The organism is Clostridium beijerinckii (assembly GCF_018223745.1).
In the GTDB taxonomy this organism is placed as follows: Bacteria; Bacillota; Clostridia; order Clostridiales; family Clostridiaceae; genus Clostridium; species Clostridium beijerinckii.
Genome location: NZ_CP073653.1, coordinates 5,585,001 through 5,607,500 on the forward strand (window position 1 = coordinate 5,585,001; position 22,500 = coordinate 5,607,500).

General features: G+C 35.4%; 9 protein-coding genes, 2 tRNA genes and 6 rRNA genes (2 of these 17 running past the window's edge). 1 reads left to right on the forward strand and 16 read right to left on the reverse strand.

What is annotated here, in order from left to right; translation table 11 throughout:
* Positions 1 to 712 carry the 5' portion of a pyruvate, water dikinase regulatory protein gene (locus KEC93_RS24680; protein WP_012061051.1) on the reverse strand. It extends 95 nt beyond the left edge of the window, so the window shows 712 of its 807 coding nt (coding positions 1-712); the start codon lies at positions 710 to 712; its stop codon lies beyond the left edge, outside the window.
* 223 nt (positions 713 to 935) lie between these two features.
* Here KEC93_RS24680 and KEC93_RS24685 point away from each other — a divergent pair, with 223 nt between their 5' ends.
* Positions 936 to 1,685, forward strand: a complete 750-nt coding sequence (locus KEC93_RS24685; RefSeq protein WP_012061052.1) for a signal peptidase II — start codon at positions 936 to 938, stop codon at positions 1,683 to 1,685.
* 190 nt (positions 1,686 to 1,875) lie between these two features.
* On the opposite strand, the gene KEC93_RS24690 is transcribed toward KEC93_RS24685, so the two are convergent.
* The 15 genes from KEC93_RS24690 to KEC93_RS24760 all read right to left on the reverse strand — a co-directional run.
* A tRNA-Lys gene (locus KEC93_RS24690) sits at positions 1,876 to 1,951 on the reverse strand.
* A 5-nt stretch (positions 1,952 to 1,956) separates the two neighbouring features.
* Positions 1,957 to 2,073: ribosomal RNA gene (gene rrf, locus KEC93_RS24695) — 5S ribosomal RNA — on the reverse strand.
* Between the two features lie 158 nt (positions 2,074 to 2,231).
* On the reverse strand, positions 2,232 to 3,107 hold the full coding sequence (locus KEC93_RS24700) for an L-lactate dehydrogenase (RefSeq protein WP_244999365.1): 876 nt from the start codon (positions 3,105 to 3,107) through the stop codon (positions 2,232 to 2,234).
* A gap of 364 nt (positions 3,108 to 3,471) precedes the next feature.
* Positions 3,472 to 3,547, reverse strand: a tRNA-Lys gene (locus KEC93_RS24705).
* Between the two features lie 7 nt (positions 3,548 to 3,554).
* Positions 3,555 to 3,671, reverse strand: a 5S ribosomal RNA gene (gene rrf / locus KEC93_RS24710).
* A 138-nt stretch (positions 3,672 to 3,809) separates the two neighbouring features.
* A 23S ribosomal RNA gene (locus KEC93_RS24715) occupies positions 3,810 to 6,725 on the reverse strand.
* 220 nt (positions 6,726 to 6,945) lie between these two features.
* Positions 6,946 to 8,457 (reverse strand): 16S ribosomal RNA (locus tag KEC93_RS24720).
* Together the 16S, 23S and 5S rRNA genes with 2 tRNA genes alongside form the textbook arrangement of a ribosomal RNA operon.
* A 773-nt stretch (positions 8,458 to 9,230) precedes the next feature.
* Positions 9,231 to 10,343 (reverse strand): glucose-1-phosphate adenylyltransferase subunit GlgD, encoded by a 1,113-nt coding sequence (gene glgD / locus KEC93_RS24725; RefSeq protein ID WP_012061054.1) that lies wholly within the window; start codon positions 10,341 to 10,343, stop codon positions 9,231 to 9,233.
* A gap of 25 nt (positions 10,344 to 10,368) precedes the next feature.
* Positions 10,369 to 11,529, reverse strand: a complete 1,161-nt coding sequence (locus KEC93_RS24730) for a glucose-1-phosphate adenylyltransferase (RefSeq protein WP_012061055.1) — start codon at positions 11,527 to 11,529, stop codon at positions 10,369 to 10,371.
* Positions 11,530 to 11,805: 276 nt separating this feature from the next.
* Positions 11,806 to 13,632: a glycoside hydrolase family 13 protein gene (locus KEC93_RS24735; RefSeq protein ID WP_077869862.1), complete on the reverse strand. Its 1,827-nt coding sequence runs from the start codon at positions 13,630 to 13,632 to the stop codon at positions 11,806 to 11,808.
* Between the two features lie 13 nt (positions 13,633 to 13,645).
* Positions 13,646 to 16,081, reverse strand: a complete 2,436-nt coding sequence (locus KEC93_RS24740) for a glycogen/starch/alpha-glucan phosphorylase (RefSeq protein ID WP_077869863.1) — start codon at positions 16,079 to 16,081, stop codon at positions 13,646 to 13,648.
* A 33-nt stretch (positions 16,082 to 16,114) separates the two neighbouring features.
* Positions 16,115 to 17,554, reverse strand: a complete 1,440-nt coding sequence (gene glgA / locus KEC93_RS24745) for a glycogen synthase GlgA (RefSeq protein WP_077869864.1) — start codon at positions 17,552 to 17,554, stop codon at positions 16,115 to 16,117.
* 95 nt (positions 17,555 to 17,649) lie between these two features.
* On the reverse strand, positions 17,650 to 20,199 hold the full coding sequence (gene glgB, locus KEC93_RS24750) for a 1,4-alpha-glucan branching protein GlgB (RefSeq protein ID WP_077831444.1): 2,550 nt from the start codon (positions 20,197 to 20,199) through the stop codon (positions 17,650 to 17,652).
* A 658-nt stretch (positions 20,200 to 20,857) separates the two neighbouring features.
* Positions 20,858 to 20,974 (reverse strand): 5S ribosomal RNA (gene rrf / locus KEC93_RS24755).
* A 73-nt stretch (positions 20,975 to 21,047) separates the two neighbouring features.
* Positions 21,048 to 22,500: ribosomal RNA gene (locus KEC93_RS24760) — 23S ribosomal RNA — on the reverse strand; it runs 1,458 nt beyond the window's last position.

Genomic DNA, 22,500 nt, shown 5'->3' on the forward strand with positions numbered 1-22,500 from the left:
TCATTATTTTATCTGCAAAATCAAGTTCTTCTAACACTCTTGCATCTCCTGCATATTCAATGTCTGACGTAATCCTATGAAACTTATCTAACCTTCTTTTCCTTATTTCAATTAATCTAAGTGGATTTATTGTTAATCCAAATACTTTTTTTCTATCAATTTCATATATTTCATCTGGAACTCCCACTTCAGGCATTAAAGGAATGTTTATTGCCTTTACCCCCTTATTGGCTAAATACATACAAAGTGGTGTTTTTGAAGTTCTTGAAAGTCCGATCAACACTACATCGGCATTCTTTAATCCCCTATAATCTTTACTATCATCATATTGCATAGCAAATTCCATGGCTTCTATTCTCTTGAAATATACTTCGTCTGTTTGCCTCATAGCACCTGGGTTGTATGTAGGATGTGTATTTAATATAGTTGATGCCACATTTATTATTGGCCCTAATACATTCATAACCGATATATTTTTTTCCATTGCTTTTTGTGTCAAATGCTCCCTTACATTAACAGTAATTATAGTAGATACAATTATCACGCTCTCGCACTCATTTGCAATATTCATTACATCTTCAACATCTTCTAAAGATTTTACATATGGAATTCTTTTAACATCTACTTTTTCTGTAAATTGACTTGCCGCTGCAACAGCAACTTGGTTTGCAGTTTCTCCTATCGAATCTGATACTGCTAAAATTGTTAACATATTTATACCTTCTTTCTCATAATCTCATGATACTTTTTATACCTTACTCTTTTTTTATAAATATATACCCTGACCAATGCTTACAATACTTTAATTAATTATGTATGTGTTCCTGTTATCTCTATATTAAACTAAATTTGGTTCATTTAACAGTAGTGAATTTTTTTTTACTATATGTTACACTTTAGTATAACGTAATACAATTACAGTTGGAGGTACTCTTATGAAAAATAAAAAAGTGTTAACTATAAGTATTCTTCCTTTGATGTGGACTATATATGTCTTATTCGAGCTTATTACTGGAAGAATTAATGATCTTAGAACAATTTTATTTAATATGATACTAATTATATTATTTGCACTAGTAGGTCTATTTAGCTACATAATCGGAATTAAATACGAATGTGGATTTAAGTCTAATACACTTGTAATTCTATTTTTCTTTCTTTTTCTATTTGATCAAGGAATAAAGATATTAATAAAACTCTTTTGGTTTAATAATGATTTTCCTATAATATCTAGCTTGTTATATTTTCGACCTATAATTAATACTGAAGGTTCTTGGCTAAATGCTAGATTTGGAGCATCCGTTAATTTTCCTATTTTAATAACTATAAATATATTTGCTATATTTATTTTTATCGAAGTATATAGATATTATTTATACAAAGGAAACAAGGATTTCTGGGCCGATATGTGCTTTATTTTTGTATGCTGTGGTGCTACATGTTCGCTGATTGACAAGATTTTTTATGGTGGTAGTTTAGATTTTATAGGAATAAGTAATTTATTCATTGCTGATATAAAAGACTTATATATTAATATAGGAATATTATTCTTTGCCCTTACTATGTTTAACAATGGATACCTTGCATCTAATGAAGATACATCAGTTAAGGAAGATATTCAATCATTAAGAAAGTTTTTCTTATTTATAAAAAAGGATATCTCGCATAAGTTCAAATCCTTCTAAACAGTTATCTATTAGATTAGTAAAACCTATGAATACTTATTTAATGTTATTCATTTTATAAATTTGTAATATGATATGTTTCAAAATTTATAAAGGTAAATAAAAAAAAGAGTTTTACTTTCAGTAAAACTCTTTTATTTATATAAATACTAAGCAAGTTTTTCAATAAGATTACTTTTAATAAAGTAATTGGTGGCTCACCCGGGAATCGAACCCGGGACACCATGATTAAAAGTCATGTGCTCTACCGACTGAGCTAGTGAACCATCTTACCTCGCAACGTCCTACTCTGCCACACAGTCTCCCATGCAGTACCATCGGCGCTATAGACCTTAACTTTCCTGTTCGGAATGGGAAGGAGTGTTACCTCTATGCCATCATCACGAGATTTTAATTAATAGTTGATACAATCTTCATCTATTACTTCAAATTTATGAAATAATCTTTATATAACTATTTTATAATATCTTGTCGAAAACTTGTCTCAACAAGATATTATTATACATAGTATTATCTATTATGTCAACACTTATTCAGAAATAAAACTTATTTTATTTTTTTGGTATATTCTTTTATTAACTCTATAGATCTTTTAAACTTGCTCAACTCTTCTTTTGTCATATGAATTTCCACTACCTCTTTAACCCCATCAGCATTTAAAACAGCAGGTACTCCACAAAAAACATCTTTTTCTCCATACTCGCCATCTAATAATGTAGATACTGGCATTATCTTGTTTTCATCATTTATTATCGCTTTTATGACTCCTACAGCTGCTGTTGCTATACCATAATACGTTGTTCCTTTTCTATTGTACACTTCCCAACCTGCTCTCGCTGTTTCTAGTACTAGTTTATCTAAGTCAACTTTTCCTACTCTATCTTTATTGTCTTTTAATATCTCGTAGAATGACTTCCCTCCAACTGTAACATGAGACCATGGGACCATCTGCGAATCTCCGTGTTCTCCCATAGAATATCCTTGCACACTACGCGGATCCACATTTAATAGTTCCCCAATGAAATTTTTTAGTCTTGCTGAATCAACTGAAGTACCAGTGCCTATAATATGACTCTTTGGTAGCCCAGATATCTTATAAACATGATATGCTATCATATCAACCGGATTGGAAATAACAATAAAGTGTCCTTTAAATCCACTCTTCATTATTGGCCTTACAATGGATTCTACTATTTTAGCTGATAATTCTAGTGTATCTAATCTAGTTTGCCCTTGCTTAGGCGGTGCACCAGCTGTTATTACCACAATATCTACATCCCCGCATTGCTCATAGTTCCCCCTGACAATTCTTATATTTCTATTCAAATATTCAATACAATGGTTTAAATCCATTACTTCCCCTAGAGCCTTTTCTTCATTTATATCAATCATTAATATCTCATCACATACCCCTTGAGTCATCAGACTAAAGGCTGTACTAGACCCTACTAATCCTGTTCCTATAATAGCCACTTTACTTTTTTTTTAAACTCATATTTAACTCCTTTTAAGAAACTTATTCTTACTCATATTATTATTATTTTACACTCATTTATTCACTTATAATTACGTATATATGAACGATTAAATATTATGGATTATATTATACACTATCTTAACTCTCTTCTAAGAATATAAAATCAGTCTTCGTATTCAAAATTTATCTAATTAATAAATTAATCCAATCTTTTATTCCTAAATGTTTATAATACTGAAAATAAATTACTTCTTTAATAATTTATTTTAAAACAAAAAAGGTTGTTAATAAAATTAACAACCTTTGTTATGGTGCGTCATCAGGGATTCGAACCCTGGACACCCTGATTAAGAGTCAGGTGCTCTACCAACTGAGCTAATCACGCAAATCTTACCTCGCAACGTCCTACTCTGCCACACAGTCTCCCATGCAGTACCATCGGCGCTATAGACCTTAACTTTCCTGTTCGGAATGGGAAGGAGTGTTACCTCTATGCCATCATCACGAGATGCTAGTTCATTCCAAATCTTTGATTTGGCTTCATGAACTGTACTCCTCAACTTCGTTGAGGGAGTTTCCTTTTTGAAAAAACTTTGTTCTTTCAAAATTGCACACAGTTTCTTTAATGTATTTACAACTTGACTATATTGGTCAAGCCCTCGACCTATTAGTATCAGTCAGCTAAATATGTTACCATACTTACACCTCTGACCTATCAACCTTGTAGTCTTCAAGGGGTCTTACTAGCTTATGCTATGGGAAATCTCATCTTGAGGTGGGCTTCACACTTAGATGCTTTCAGCGTTTATCCCTTCCCGACTTAGCTACCCAGCTATGCTTCTGGCGAAACAACTGGTACACCATAGGTCAGTCCATCCCGGTCCTCTCGTACTAAGGACAGCTCCTCTCAAATTTCCTACGCCCGCGACGGATAGGGACCGAACTGTCTCACGACGTTCTGAACCCAGCTCGCGTGCCGCTTTAATGGGCGAACAGCCCAACCCTTGGGACCTACTTCAGCCCCAGGATGCGACGAGCCGACATCGAGGTGCCAAACCTCCCCGTCGATGTGAACTCTTGGGGGAGATCAGCCTGTTATCCCCGAGGTAGCTTTTATCCGTTGAGCGATGGCCCTCCCACGAGGTACCACCGGATCACTAAGCCCGACTTTCGTCCCTGCTCCACTTGTAGGTGTCGCAGTCAGGCTCCCTTCTGCCTTTACACTCTTCGAACGATTTCCGACCGTTCTGAGGGAACCTTTGGGCGCCTCCGTTACATTTTAGGAGGCGACCGCCCCAGTCAAACTGCCCACCTAACAATGTCCTGTCACCAGTTTCATGGCATCCAGTTAGAACTTCAATACTATCAGGGTGGTATCCCAACAACGACTCCACCAAGGCTGACGCCCTAGTTTCCCAGTCTCCCACCTATCCTGTACAGACAATACCGAAATTCAATGCTAAGCTACAGTAAAGCTCTACGGGGTCTTTCCGTCCAATCGCGGGTAGCGAGCATCTTCACTCGCACTACAACTTCGCCGGATTTGCAGTTGAGACAGTGCACAAGTCATTACGCCATTCGTGCGGGTCAGAACTTACCTGACAAGGAATTTCGCTACCTTAGGACCGTTATAGTTACGGCCGCCGTTTACTGGGGCTTAAGTTCACACCTTCGCGTTACCACTAAGTGTTCCCCTTAACCTTCCAGCACCGGGCAGGCGTCAGCCCCTATACATCAGCTTTCGCTTTAGCAGAGACCTGTGTTTTTGTTAAACAGTTGCTTGTGCCTATTCTCTGCGGCCTGATTTCTCAGGCACCCCTTCTCCCGAAGTTACGGGGTCAATTTGCCTAGTTCCTTAACTGCAATTCTTCCGTCGGCCTTAGGATTCTCTCCTCATCTACCTGTGTCGGTTTGCGGTACGGGCACTACTTCTCTCTCTAGATGCTTTTCTTGGAAGCATGGAATCAGATACTTCGGTTCCGTAGAACCTTCCCCATCACGCCTCAGAATTGTTGGAACGGATTTGCCAATCCCAACTCCCTAAACGCTTAGACTAGCATCCAATAGCTAGCACATCCTATCCTTCTCCGTCACACCATCGATAATAACGATTATAGTGGTATTGGAATATCAACCAATTGTCCATCGACTACGCCTTTCGGCCTCGCCTTAGGTCCCGACTAACCCTGAGAAGACAAACTTTACTCAGGAAACCTTAGATATTCGGCCTGTAGGATTCTCGCCTACATCTCGCTACTAATGCCAACATTCTCACTCGTAATCAGTCCACCGCTCCTTACGGTACGACTTCAGCCCGATTACGACGCTCCTCTACCGCTCACGCAAAATAGCGTGAACCCGTAGCTTCGGTGGTAAGTTTGAGCCCCGGACATTTTCGGCGCAGGATCTCTTGACTAGTGAGCTATTACGCACTCTTTTAATGAGTGGCTGCTTCTAAGCCAACATCCTAGTTGTCTTAGAAATCCCACATCCTTTTCCACTTAACTTACACTTTGGGACCTTAGCTGACGATCTGGGCTGTTTCCCTTTTGACCATGGAACTTATCTTTCATAGTCTGACTGCCGGACTGATAGTATGTGGCATTCGGAGTTTGATAAGGTTCGGTAAGCGCTATGCCCCCTAGCCTATTCAGTGCTCTACCTCCACTACTCACATTTTCCGACGCTAGCCCTAAAGCTATTTCGAGGAGAACCAGCTATATCCGAGTTCGATTGGAATTTCTCCGCTATCCACAGCTCATCCCATGCTTTTTCAACAGCAACGTGGTTCGGTCCTCCACGAGGTTTTACCCTCGCTTCAACCTTACTAGCCATGGATAGGTCACCCGGTTTCGGGTCTACAGCATGCAACTAGTCGCCCTATTAAGACTCGGTTTCCCTTCGGCTCCGTACCTTAAGTACTTAACCTCGCTACATACCGTAACTCGTTGGCTCGTTCTACAAAAAGCACATCATCACACACATAAGGTGCTCTGATCGGTTGTAGGCACATGGTTTCAGGTTCTATTTCACTCCCCTCCCGGGGTTCTTTTCACCTTTCCCTCACGGTACTGCTTCACTATCGGTCATCAGGTAGTATTTAGCCTTGGGAGGTGGTCCTCCCTGCTTCCCACAAGGTTTCACGTGTCTCGTGGTACTCTGGTGCAGAACTGATTATCATAGTTTTCACTTACGGGACTATTACCCCCTATGGTCCAACTTTCCAGTTGTGTTCAATTAACTATGATTTCTCGTTATGTTCTGTCCGCAACCCCAGAGATAAATCTCTGGTTTGGGCTCTTTCCTTTTCGCTCGCCGCTACTAAGAAAATCGATTTTTCTTTCTCTTCCTCCAGGTACTTAGATGTTTCAGTTCCCTGGGTATACCTTCATAAAGCTATGTATTCACTTTATGATACATGGGGTTTCCCATGTGAGTTTCCTCATTCGGAAATCTTCGGATCTCTGACTATGTGCGTCTACCCGAAGCTTATCGCAGCTTATCGCGTCCTTCATCGGCTCCTGATGCCAAGGCATTCACCATGCGCCCTTTGTAGCTTGACCTAATTATTAGTCATATCACAAAGAATATTTATTCTTGGCTTTGTTGTATTTTATATACATTAAATCTATGTGCAATTTTCAAAGAACATTGAAAGACTTAGTCTTTCAAAATTGAACAGAACAAATACTTAAGTAACCTTTGAGCAAGTATTTTATATTTTGATACATAATAATGTATCTGTACTAGTCAGACATCATGCTGATCTAGATTTCTCCATAGAAAGGAGGTGATCCAGCCGCAGGTTCTCCTACGGCTACCTTGTTACGACTTCACCCCAATCGCTGACCCTACCTTAGGTCGCTGCCTCGCTTGCGCGTTAGCTCACGAACTTTGGGTATTGCCAACTCTCATGGTGTGACGGGCGGTGTGTACAAGGCCCGGGAACGTATTCACCGCGACATTCTGATTCGCGATTACTAGCAACTCCAGCTTCATGTAGGCGAGTTTCAGCCTACAATCCGAACTGAGACTGGTTTTAAAGTTTGGCTCCACCTCACGGTTTAGCATCTCTCTGTACCAGCCATTGTAGCACGTGTGTAGCCCTAGACATAAGGGGCATGATGATTTGACGTCATCCCCACCTTCCTCCCGGTTAACCCGGGCAGTCTCGCTAGAGTGCTCAACTAAATGGTAGCAACTAACAATAAGGGTTGCGCTCGTTGCGGGACTTAACCCAACATCTCACGACACGAGCTGACGACAACCATGCACCACCTGTCTTCCTGCCCCGAAGGGCTTCCCCGATTAAGGGTAATTCAGGAGATGTCAAGTCTAGGTAAGGTTCTTCGCGTTGCTTCGAATTAAACCACATGCTCCGCTGCTTGTGCGGGCCCCCGTCAATTCCTTTGAGTTTTAATCTTGCGACCGTACTCCCCAGGCGGAATACTTAATGCGTTAGCGGCGGCACAGAGGTCATGACAACCCCTACACCTAGTATTCATCGTTTACGGCGTGGACTAACCGGGTATCTAATCCTGTTTGCTCCCCACGCTTTCGAGCCTCAGTGTCAGTTACAGTCCAGAAAGTCGCCTTCGCCACTGGTATTCTTCCTAATCTCTACGCATTTCACCGCTACACTAGGAATTCTACTTTCCTCTCCTGCACTCTAGATATCCAGTTTGGAATGCAGCACCTGGGTTAAGCCCGAGTATTTCACATCCCACTTAAATATCCACCTACGCTCCCTTTACGCCCAGTAAATCCGGACAACGCTTGCCACCTACGTATTACCGCGGCTGCTGGCACGTAGTTAGCCGTGGCTTCCTCCTCAGGTACCGTCATTATCGTCCCTGAAGACAGAGCTTTACAATCCGAAGACCGTCATCACTCACGCGGCGTTGCTGCATCAGGGTTTCCCCCATTGTGCAATATTCCCCACTGCTGCCTCCCGTAGGAGTCTGGGCCGTGTCTCAGTCCCAATGTGGCCGATCACCCTCTCAGGTCGGCTACGCATCGTCGCCTTGGTGAGCCGTTACCTCACCAACTAGCTAATGCGACGCGGGTCCATCTCATAGCGGATTACTCCTTTAATTGCTATGCCATGCGGCACTACAATCTTATGCGGTATTAATCTTCCTTTCGAAAGGCTATTCCCCTCTATGAGGCAGGTTACCCACGTGTTACTCACCCGTCCGCCGCTAATCCACTCCCGAAGGAGCTTCATCGCTCGACTTGCATGTGTTAAGCACGCCGCCAGCGTTCGTCCTGAGCCAGGATCAAACTCTCAATAAAAAGTTTAATCTTAGCTTACTCAAATAAAAATTGCTGGTTTACTTAAATGTATTTATGTTATTCTGTTCAATTTTCAAAGACCAATTTTCTTTCCTACAATTCTCATTGTAGTTATTAATTTATGTCACCCTCAAGCGACTTATTTAGTATATCACTTATTTTATATTATGTCAATAGCCTTTTTCAAAATCTTTAAAATCATATTTAAGATACAAATCTGCGATTTATCATTAAGTTATTTACATATCTCAGCGACGTTATTTATCTTAACACGTTCCCGTTATGCTGTCAACATATTTGTTAAAATATTATGTGATGTGCATACTGTTATCCCCTTATTACAAATTAGCAATGAGATTATACGGCTTAATACTTATAATAAATTCCAGATTAAATTTACTTTCTAAATTTCTCTAAGACTAACAGTTCTGTGTCACTATATCATGTTTATACTATAAATTTATACTTCTATTAGTTCCATAAATAAAATAGTAATCCATAATGTATAAAGTTTTTAACATACCTTATCTATCACATAATAGACATATTAAAGTTGTATTGATATAAATAAAGTAAGCATCATAAAATTATACTTTGCTAACATTATTTCTTAGTTGTTAATCACTATATCGTTCAAATTCTGCATTTAATTTTCCTAATATAGATAATACTAACTTAATGAATCACAAATCTAATTTTCTGATACTTACCTAATTAATATTTTATAATAATATAACTATTCAATTTCTAAAAATAGTATCTTCTATATATCTTTACTTAGTAATACTACTTTTTTTCTTTATAACCAAAGGATACATAACTGATCCAATAAGGGTCTCACCACTTCTTATCTCGCTACCTTTATCTGCAATTACATTATCCAATACTGCATCGTCACCAATTCTGCTATTTTGCATTATTATACAATCTTTTAACTTTGTATTTTTTCCTATATATACTCTTCTGCCTATTATGCAATTTTCAATCGTTCCTTCTATTCTACAACCATTTGCTATTATTGAGTTTATAACACTGCTTGTATCTGCATAGTGAGTTGGAGCTTCATCTTTAGTTTTTGTATATATAGGTCTTTCATCATTAAAAATTTCTTTATTTACTTTTCTATTTAAAAATCCCACATTGCTATCATATAATGCCTTAATGGAATTTATACAATCTAAATGTCCTTTGAATTCGTAAGCACTTGCTGTTAGTGTATTTAAATTATTATGAATATACTCTTTGACCTTTCGATACATTCCACTGCTTACACATTCATTTACAATATTTATAAATAATTCAGTTTTTAATATATACATCTCCATATTAATATTTGCCTTCGGACTTTTCCCTATATTTTCTCCTACACTTATAACGCTTCCTGAATCATCAAAGTTTAATACGCCACAATCACCAAAAGCTTCATCTGCATTGTTTACCTTCTTATATACCATTGTAATATCTTTACCTGTACTCTTATGGTATTCCAAAACTTCATTGTAATCTATATTACAAATCATATAGCTTGGTGCTAATAATACATACTCTCTTCTACTATGTGTTAAAAATTGTATGTTTTCAGCGAAATTATGGACATCATCATAAACAGGCTCGTCATTTCCAAAGTTAAAAACTTTTAATCCATCTTTTTTTCTATTTAAGTCCCATGGTCTTCCATTTGTTAAATGGTCTATTAGAGACCTTGACTTATTCTTTGTGAATATTCCTATACAATTAATTCCTGAGTTAGTCATATTTGATAAAATAAAATCTATAATTCTATATCTTGCTGCAATAGGAACTGAAGCAAGAGATCTATTAACTACTAATTCACCCATTCTGTTTTCATTTTCATCTAAGTTGATTATACCAATACAATTTTTCATTTCTTTCTCCCCCTTAGTGATCTCGCTAAACTGCTTTATTATTTTCTATAACTGTACCCATTTTTACTTCTTCTTTTGCTGCAATAATAGCTATTTCATCACCTAAAGAAATCTTACAGTCTTTTCGAACTATTGCTCCGCTTCCAACAATTGCTTTTTCAATAACTACATTATCACCTATTTTAGCATCCGTCATAATTATTGAATCTCGAACAACTGAGTTTTTTCCTATTTGAACTCCTTGAAATAATATTGAGCTTTCCACTTGTCCATTAACAACACAACCTTCAACAACTAATGAATTAGATACTTTTGCATTCTCGCCTATATATTGTGCCGGCCTTACTGGATTGACTGAATATATCTTCCATTCCTCATCATGTAAATCAAGTTCATTATCTTCTCTTATCAAATCCATATTTGCTTCCCATAGGCTATCTATAGTACCAACATCTTTCCAATATCCTTTAAATGGATAGGCAACCATTTTATTCCCATTACCAAGCATACTTGGAATTATATTCATTCCGAAGTCATTTTTTGATGTCTTGTCCGATTCATCCTCTCTCAAATATTTTTTTAGAGTTTTCCAATTGAAAATATATATTCCCATTGATGCTAGATTATTTTTTGGGTTTTTTGGTTTTTCTTCGAATTCATATATTGATAAATCTTCCCTTGTATTCATTATTCCAAATCGAGATGCTTCATCCATTGGCACTTCAATAACAGCTATAGTTGCCTCTGCCTGTTTTTCTTTATGGAAATCTAGCATCTTTGTATAATCCATCTTATATATATGATCTCCAGATAAAATCAAAATATATTCTGGATCATATCTATCAACAAATTCTATATTTTGATAAATTGCATTTGCAGTACCTTTATACCACTCTCCGCCTTTTTCTTCTTGATATGGTGGCAATACATGTACCCCTCCATGAGCCCTGTCTAAATCCCATGCTTCTCCTATGCCAATATGTGCATTTAATTCTAGCGGTTTATACTGCGTTAATACTCCTACTGTATATATTCCTGAATTCGAACAATTGCTTAATGGAAAATCTATAATTCTATATTTTCCTCCAAACGGTACTGCTGGTTTAGCCAATTTTTTTGTTAATACCCCTAACCTCGATCCTTGTCCACCAGCCAATATCATTGCCACAATTTCATTTTTACCCATAATATTATCTCCTCTCATATGTGTTTGTTCTCATTAGATAAATTTTATATTATATGCTCCTATGTTCAAAAAAAATGATTATTATTACATTTTTATTTAAGTGAACTTGCAGAAGCATATTATATTTTTAATAATTATTTTATAATATGATTACCCCTGGAATTTATATTTATAGTTTTGCATACAATATATTATACATTTATTTTCCATTAAATTCCACATAAGCATATATCAAAATATTTGTCAATTTTTTATTATATAATCAAACTCAATGAACTAGATCCTACGCAATATTTTCAAATCATATGGAAAGATAGTTATAACGCTATCACTTCCTGCAAACTTATACTTTTCACTAATATCAAGTAAATTCACATAATCTCCACTTAAGTTAATTTCTTTAATTAATTTAGCTTCGCTTGAAACATTTACTAATACTATTACGCTTTCATTTTCATATTTTCTTTCAAACGCAAATACGTTTGGATCAGTTTCAAAGATACTTAACTTCCCTTTTTTTAAACCATCTTCATTATTTCTTATTTTAATTATTTTATGGTAGAAATCAGCAAGCATTTTGTTCTCTTTCCCCCATGGATAGCTTCTCCTATTATCAGGCTCTCTTCCACCTTTTATGCCGGCTTCATCTCCATAGTATATTAGTGGTACTCCTGGCAAAGTAAATTGAATTGCTATAAGTAATTTTAACAGTGATATATTTTCATCCAGAACAGTTAAAATTCTTTCTGTATCATTGGTACCTAAAATATTTATATTTCCATAAAAACTTTCTCTTGGATAATTCTCGTACAATGACATAATTTTTTGTCTTAACTTATCTGACTTTATATACCCCTTGATAAAATTAATTAAACTTTCCCTTAAGGGATAATTAGTTGCAGCTTGCACTTCATTCCCTTGTAAATATTTTCGTCTTCTTGAATAACTTATCTTATTAGATGCGTCTTCCCATATATCACCTAAAAGTACAGTATCCTTATTTATTTCTCCGATTTTCTTTCTTATTAGTTCTATAAATTCATCTGGAAGCTCATCTGTCACATTTAAAAACCATCCGCTAACTCCCATATCTGTCCACTTATTTATAATAGAATTATCTCCACTTATAATATAGTCAACATATTCTTTTTGCATCGAGTTAACATTCGGTCTATCATCCATTCCCCACCAAGATTCATACCTATATGGATATGTAATAAATTTATACCAATCATAAAATCTAGAGTTTGGTGAATTATACGCTCCAACATCGTCGTAATTTCCTAGTTTATTAAAATATTTACTATCGGAGCTTGTATAGCTCAGTACAATATCTAGAATAATTTTAATTCCTTTACTATTTGCCACTTTACATAATTCTCTAAATTCACCATTTGTACCGAACATTTCATCTACAATTTCATAGTCCGCTGTATCATATTTATGGCAACTAGGGGATTTAAATATTGGGCTTAACTTTATTATATTAGCTCCCAATTCCTTTATATAATCTAATTTCTTTATTATCCCCTTTAGATTTCCTCCATAAAAATCCCACCTAGCAATTTTTCCAAAACTATCTCTAATATACATAGGACTATCATCCCATCTTCCGTATATAAATGAGTTTCCTTTTATATTATCTATAATTTTATTTTCATTTCCATTATAGAATCTATCTATTAGAATATGATATATTACACCCTCTTTATACCATCTTGGTACGAATGACTTTTCATATACAGTTATTTGATATGGCACAGGATTATAAGTATATATTTGGCCAACTCCTCCCAAGTGATTGTCATTATTTCCATAATATACTCTGTCATACCCATCTATTAAAATAAAATAGTATTCTAATATCCCCAAAGCATCAGATGTATCAATTTCTACAGAATATTTAAATTCACCATTATTTAAATATTCCTTGTTCATTCCCATATTCATTTTAGTTCCATCGAATTTTATCAATTCGATTGCTACAATTATGTCTTTATTAATATTAATAGATATCTTAACCTTTTGACCAGCCTCTACAGCGCCAAAGGGCCTTCTAAATCTTATGCTTTGAGAGTCATGTAATACCTGTATATCATTCATTCAGTTAATCCTCCTATAGATTCTTATAGATTACCTCTGATCCCCAAATACCTGTTGCATATTCTTCTATTGTTCTGTCAGATGAGAATATCCCTGAATGTGCAATATTAATTCCACACATTCTTTGCCACTTATTAGCATTCCTATAAAGAGTATCAATCTTATCTTGAGCTTTTAAATATGAGTCAAAATCTTGTAAAACAAAAAACTCATCATTATAATTTATTAGATTTTCATATATAATTCTAAATTTATTTTTATCACTATGATATTTTCCGTTTATTAAATCATCAATTACACTTTTTACTCTAATATCATTGTTGTATATATCAATAGATTTATATCCTCCATTTTTGTAATAATTCAATACTTCATCTGCAGTTAATCCAAATATCACTATATTATCATCTGTAACTTCATCTTTTATTTCAATATTTGCCCCATCTAATGTTGCTACTGTAATAGCTCCGTTCATCATAAATTTCATATTTGATGTTCCTGAAGCTTCTTTTGTTGTTGTTGAGATCTGCTCACTTACATCTGTTCCCGGGATTATTTGTTCAGCCAGCGAAACTCTATAATTTTGAATGAAAACAACTTTTATCTTTTCATTTACTCTAGAATCATTATTTATTTTGTTTGCAACACAATTTATTAATTCAATAGTATTTTTAGCTAAATAATAACCTGGTGCAGCTTTTCCTCCAAAGATGAATGTCCTTGGAACTATATCGTAATTAGGATCATCAATTAATTTATTATATAAATCCATTATTCTTAAACAATTAAGTACTTGCCTCTTATAAGCATGTATTCTTTTTACTTGAACATCAAATATAGAATCAGGATCCACTCTTACATTATCATTCTCTAATATTATACTTGCTAGCTTTTCTTTGTTAAATTTTTTAATTTTTCCTAACTGTTCTAGAATCACTTCATCATACAAATGCCTCTCAAAGTTCTTTAGATCAAGTGGATGTCTTATAAAGCTATCTCCAATTGTATCTTTAATTAGTTTTGTAAGCTCTGGATTGCTTTTTAAAAGCCATCTTCTATGAGTAATTCCATTAGTTTTATTATTAAATTTATTTGGATAAAGATAATAGAAGTCTGTCATCTCTTTTTTCTTCAATATTTCTGTATGAAGTTTTGCTACCCCATTTACACTATGACTGCCTACAATCGCTAGATGTGCCATCTTGACTTGCTCATCAGCTATTATCGCCATTCTTCTAACTTTTTCAAGGTTGCCTGGATATTTAGTTAAAAGTTCTGCACAATATCTTTTATTAATTTCTTCAACAATCATATATATTCTTGGAAGCAATTTTTGAAACATGTCTATTGGCCATTTTTCCAAAGCTTCTGCCAAAATTGTATGATTAGTATACGATATTGTATTAGTTGTTATTCTCCAAGCCGTATCCCATTCTAACCCTTCTTCATCCAATAATATTCTCATAAGTTCTGGTATCGCAAGTGTAGGATGAGTATCATTTATATGAATCGCTACTTTTTCATCTAGTAACAATATATCTTTTCCATGCTTTTTACAGTGCCTTACAATGCTTTGAACTCCTGCTGAAACAAAGAAATATTGCTGCTTTAGTCTTAACATTTTACCTTCATAAAATGAATCTTCTGGATACAGCACTTGCGAAACTGATTCAACTGAATTTTTATACTTAATTGCTTGGAGAAAATCACCTCTACTAAATGATGAAAAATCAAACTCGTTTGAAACCGCCTCCGCACTCCATAACCTAAGAGTATTTACAATTTCATTTTCGTACCCTACAATTGGAGTATCATATGGGACTGCCAATACAGGCTCATAATTTATATGCATAAAGCTTAAGCGTCCATTTATTTCGCTTACTTTTACCTCTCCACCAAACTTAACAATTTCTGCTTTTTCTGCTTTTCTCTTCTCCCAGACGTTTCCTAGCTTTAACCAATCATCAGATACCTCAACTTGTTTTCCGTCTATAATTTTTTGCTGAAAAAATCCATATTTATATCTAATCCCACACCCGTTTCCTGGAATATTTAAAGATGCCATTGAATCCAAGAAGCATGCTGCAAGTCTTCCCAATCCACCATTACCTAGTCCTTGGTCTTGCTCCAAGTTTTCCAACTCTTCTAAATTTATATTTAAATCTGATAACGCTTCTTTACATATATCTCTTATGCCTATATTTAATAAAGCATCACCAAGTAACCGTCCCAGTAAAAATTCCATAGAAAAATAATAAACTTGCTTCTCCCCAGTCTTATTATATTTTTTATTTGTTTTGAGCCAAGTTCTTGTAACATAATCCCTTACTAAACTTCCCAAAGCATCATACTTTTGTTGATTAGTTCCTTCTTTTAACTCAATACCATGCATTTCTAAAAACTTATTTACATAAGCTTTTTTAAATGTTTTTTTATCCATTTCGAGCATTGATATACCCCCTCATAACATTATGTCCTCATCTTAATCTTGTCCTGTTAATTCTCTATATAAATCTAAATATATTTGAGCTGACCTATTCCAGCTATTATCAGAATTCATTGCATTTTCGATTAGATTTTCCCACTTACCCTTATCCTTATATATCCATAACGCATATTCTATTATATTGTATAACTCATCTGAATTGTAATTTCTGAAACTAAACCCATTACCTTCTCCAGTATACTCATTATATGCAATTATTGTATCCTTAAGTCCCCCAGTTTCCCTAACTATAGGAATAGAACCATATCTAAGTGCTATTAATTGCCCTAATCCACATGGTTCAAAAAGTGAAGGCATTAAAAACATATCACATGCTGCATAAATTTTATTTGCTAACCCATTATCAAATTTAATATTAGCAGACACCTTATTTCCATATCTAGAATCTAGCCATTTAAAATGTTCCTCATAATGCTTATCTCCCGTTCCTAAAATAACTAGTTGAACATTTTCTTGTAATAGTTTATCCGAAATATTTACTAATAGATCCATTCCCTTTTGACTTGTCAATCTAGTTACCATCGCCAGCATTGGTATATTTTTATCAACAGTTAGCCCTAGCTCTTTTTGTAACTCCGTTTTGTTTATTGCTTTATCTTCAATAGAGTTTATACTATAGTTCTTTTTAATAAATTTATTTGTCTTCGGATTAAATTCATCATAATCTATACCATTTGTTATTCCTCTTAATGCATAGGATCTCTCTCTTAATACTCCATCCAATCTTTGACCATACTCAGGTGTTTGTATTTCGTATGCATAAGTATTACTAACAGTTGTAATAATATCTGAATAGTATAATCCACCCTTCATATAACTTACACCATCATCAAATTTTAGGCATGTGTTATTATAAAGCTCCATATCAAATCCAAATAACTCCGGTAATATTTGAGGATCAAATACTCCTTGAAATGCTATATTATGGATTGAATATACGCATTTCATCTTCCAATAGAACATATCATTTCTTTTATATTCAAATTTTAATAGTACAGGTAACATCCCAGTTTGCCAGTCATTGCAGTGTATAAGATCTGGCTGCCAATCTATTTGCCTCAACATGTCTAATACGGCCCTATCAAAGAACGCAAATCTCTCTGCATCATCATAGAATCCATAGACTTCATCTCTCTTAAAATATGCTTCATTATCTAAAACATAATATGTTACTCCATTATGAAAGCATTCCCATACGCCACAAAATTGTTCTCTCCATCCAACTTTAACATTAAACCATTTAACAAACCTTAGCTTGTCTCTTACTTCCCAACTAATTTCTTTATACTTTGGTATAACAACTCTTACATCTGCATTTTTTTGTGCAAGTGCTTTTGGTAATGCCCCAGCAACATCTCCGAGCCCCCCTGTTTTAATGAACGGACTAGCTTCAGATGCTACAAATAAAACTCTCATTCTTTATCCCCCTCAACCTCTAGCAAATAAATTTATATCATTATACTATAGATATTTTTATAATATTTACTTTCTCAAACGGTCTTTTTAACCTTTTATTCATCTTTTTCTTTAATTTCTTGATCTACATTAATTTCATTCACTTTTAATATTAATGTTGCCATTGGAGGCACTTTTACTTTCAAAGAATATGGTTGATTGTGGAATTGAGTCTTTTCAGATACAAGCATTTCACCCATAATCTGACCTGAACCACCATATTTACTATCATCAGAATTAAATACTTCTTCATAGCTCCCCAAAAATGGTACTCCAATTTGATAATCATAATACACAATAGAAGTAAAATTAATTATAAAAATCAGTGTATCTTTATCATTTCTACTTCTTCTAGCAAAAATTAATATGCTTTGTTCATTATTATCGGCTTCTATCCAATTAAAGCCTCTATAGTCATGATCGAGCTCCCAAAAAGCTTTATTATTAAGGTATAGATTGTTTAAATCCTTAAAAAATAATTGAGTTTTTTTATGGATTCCTAAATCATCGATTAGGTTCCATTTTAATTCCTCATATTCTCTCCACTCAATTTTCTGAGCAAATTCGCACCCCATAAACGATAACTTTTTGCCCGGATGTCCCATCATATAACACATAAACGCTCGGAGACCTGCAAACTTATTCCATTCATCTCCCCACATTTTGTTTACCAATGATTTCTTACCATGAACAACTTCATCGTGTGAAAGTGGCAATAAATAATTTTCAGCATAATTATACATCATCGCAAATGTTATATTTTTATGATTATGTTTTCTATATTTAGGATCTATTTCGACATACTCTAATGTATCATTCATCCAACCCATATTCCATTTTAAGTTGAATCCCAAACCATCATAAATTGCAGGTTTTGTGACATTAGGCCAAGATGTTGATTCCTCTGCAATCATAAGTGCAGTCGGATATTCTGCAAATACTGCTTTATTTAACTCCTTTAGAAAATCTATTGCTTCTAAATTCCCATTTCCTCCATATTTGTTTGGTATCCATTCCCCGGGCGATCTGCTATAATCCAAGTAAAGTATGCTTGATACAGCATCAACCCTTAATCCATCAATATGGAACTCTTTATACCAGTATAATGCATTCGATATTAAATAACTTTTAACTTCATCTCTACCTAGATCAAAATTACAAGTTCCCCAACCCTTATTTTCCGCTCTCCATTCTTCTTGATATTCGTATGTTGGTGTTCCATCAAACTTATATAATCCGTGAGCATCCTTACAAAAATGACCTGGAACCCAATCCATTATTACTCCTATATTAGCCTCATGCAATTTATTTATTAAAATTTTAATACCTTCATAATCCCCATACCTACTTGTTGGTGAATAATAACCTGTCCCCTGATATCCCCAAGAAGCATCCAATGGATGTTCAATAAGCGGCATAAGCTCTACATGTGTATATCCCATATCTTTTACATACTTAGGTAAATCTTCTGCGATTTCTTCGTATTTTAAGAATCCGCCATCTTTATTTGTCTTCCATGAGCCCAAATGTATCTCATATATATTTAATGGTTGCTCAAGTACATTTATTTTATTTCTTTGATCAATCCATTTTTTATCATTCCATTTGAAAGCTTTAGGCTTATATACTATTGATGCATTATCTGGTCTCAATTCACTTTGTATTGCATACGGATCGGCTTTGTATTCTCCCATCTCTCCATCGCTTCCCACTATACAATACTTGTATCTATTTCCGGCCTTCGCAGTATAAAAAAAGCCTCTCCATAATCCATTTTCAGTTATTCTTTCAAGTTTGTATTCCTCTTTTACTTCGAAATTATTAAAATCCCCAACTACATATACATCTTTTGCATTAGGTGCCCACGTTACAAATTGCACACCTTTCTTTCTTTTCTCAGTTTTAATATGTGAGCCTAAAATATTATAAGATTCATAGTTTTTACCTTGATGAAACAAATATGTGTTAAGATTAGTTATTTCAGATTTATCAATACTTTCTGTTCTCTTTTTAACATTAATTTTACTATGTTCTGTTTTCGACTTTTCAATCTTCTCCCCTTCTGCTTGAAATTCTCCCATTAATTCTTTTGAAGCTGATTTTTTTCTTGCGCTTGCTTTTGTTGAAGTTACTGCAGATTTCCCTTTTGAAGATTTATTAGTTGTTCTTTTTGTCTTTGATTGTACATTTAATTCATTCGTTTTGGTGGATTTAGATTTATTAATATTATCTCCACCCTCCAATTCAGATTCTTTATTATTCTCTTCTTTTAAAATAATTTTTTCTTCGTTTTTATTCTCCAACGCATTCTTCTTATCAATTGCCTTAGATTTCTTTAAACTCCCTTTAGATTTAATACCAATTTCTTTATCATTTGTAGTAATGTCTTTTACCTTAATATCTAGATTATTAATTGGATTTAATTCAGTTGTTTCCTTTGAGGAAATTTTCTTTTTCGCTCTTCCCTTTGTCTTACTTATTCTTTTCTCAACAGATGAATTATCTTCGATAGATACTTTTCCGTCTTCTTCTGTCAAACCGTTCATATCTCTAGGACCTATTTCATCTTTATCTTTAATCTTACTGCTTTTAGGATCATTTTGCATTAAACTATACCCCCATCCATATTCATATCCCTCTCATAAACTAAATTAAATGCTTCTCTTTATTATAATTCTCACTATATATATATCTTACCAAATTTTATGGTACTTTTCACTTATTTTTCTTTATTTTTAATAAAAATTATAATTAATTTAACTTTTAATATAATAAATATATATTTTTATCCATATATAATGTATAATATTCAATCATTCATTTTATTAAATTTAAAATCAATTCACAGAATAGCAATAATCAAGCGCATAAAAGACGCTGTGTATTAGGAAATAAAGTGAGCAGCACCTAAGTTTTATTCTGCTAAGTTTTTAATATTGGAAAAATGATTTTAAACTCATGTCACTTATATATCTTTTTAAAATCATGATCACAGGGCGATCTTCACTATCTAACCAATGATAATAGTGTTTAATTTACCAAAATTCATACCATAAAAAAAGAGAATCCATATCTTGAATCCTCTCTTTAACAATTAGTATTAAAACAACTTTAATATATTACCTTAAACTTTATAATTATTCATATATTTTAAATAATACAATTCAAGCATATGAATCAATTAATACCATAGAGCCTACTTATTAAAAGTGCGAAATATTATAAAATAAAAAAAGATAGTTATTACAACTATCTTTTTTGCTTACCTCGCAACGTCCTACTCTGCCACACAGTCTCCCATGCAGTACCATCGGCGCTATAGACCTTAACTTTCCTGTTCGGAATGGGAAGGAGTGTTACCTCTATGCCATCATCACGAGATCTTCAATTTGAAAAAACTTTGTTCTTTCAAAATTGCACACAGTTTCTTTAATGTATTTACAACTTGACTATATTGGTCAAGCCCTCGACCTATTAGTATCAGTCAGCTAAATATGTTACCACACTTACACCTCTGACCTATCAACCTTGTAGTCTTCAAGGGGTCTTACTAGCTTATGCTATGGGAAATCTCATCTTGAGGTGGGCTTCACACTTAGATGCTTTCAGCGTTTATCCCTTCCCGACTTAGCTACCCAGCTATGCTTCTGGCGAAACAACTGGTACACCATAGGTCAGTCCATCCCGGTCCTCTCGTACTAAGGACAGCTCCTCTCAAATTTCCTACGCCCGCGACGGATAGGGACCGAACTGTCTCACGACGTTCTGAACCCAGCTCGCGTGCCGCTTTAATGGGCGAACAGCCCAACCCTTGGGACCTACTTCAGCCCCAGGATGCGACGAGCCGACATCGAGGTGCCAAACCTCCCCGTCGATGTGAACTCTTGGGGGAGATCAGCCTGTTATCCCCGAGGTAGCTTTTATCCGTTGAGCGATGGCCCTCCCACGAGGTACCACCGGATCACTAAGCCCGACTTTCGTCCCTGCTCCACTTGTAGGTGTCGCAGTCAGGCTCCCTTCTGCCTTTACACTCTTCGAACGATTTCCGACCGTTCTGAGGGAACCTTTGGGCGCCTCCGTTACATTTTAGGAGGCGACCGCCCCAGTCAAACTGCCCACCTAACAATGTCCTGTCACCAGTTTCATGGCATCCAGTTAGAACTTCAATACTATCAGGGTGGTATCCCAACAACGACTCCACCAAGGCTGACGCCCTAGTTTCCCAGTCTCCCACCTATCCTGTACAGACAATACCGAAATTCAATGCTAAGCTACAGTAAAGCTCTACGGGGTCTTTCCGTCCAATCGCGGGTAGCGAGCATCTTCACTCGCACTACAACTTCGCCGGATTTGCAGTTGAGACAGTGCACAAGTCATTACGCCATTCGTGCGGGTCAGAACTTACCTGACAAGGAATTTCGCTACCTTAGGACCGTTATAGTTACGGCCGCCGTTTACTGGGGCTTAAGTTCACACCTTCGCAAAACTTTGCTAAGTGTTCCCCTTAACCTTCCAGCACCGGGCAGGCGTCAGCCCCTATACATCAGCTTTCGCTTTAGCAGAGACCTGTGTTTTTGTTAAACAGTTGCTTGTGCCTATTCTCTGCGGCCTGATTTCTCAGGCACCCCTTCTCCCGAAGTTACGGGGTCAATTTGCCTAGTTCCTTAACTGCAATTCTTCCGTCGGCCTTAGGATTCTCTCCTCATCTACCTGTGTCGGTTTGCGGTACGGGCACTACTTCTCTTTCTAGATGCTTTTCTTGGAAGCATGGAATCAGATACTTCGGTTCCGTAGAACCTTCCCCATCACGCCTCAGAATTGTTGAAACGGATTTGCCAATCCCAACTCCCTAAACGCTTAGACTAGCATCCAATAGCTAGCACATCCTATCCTTCTCCGTCACACCA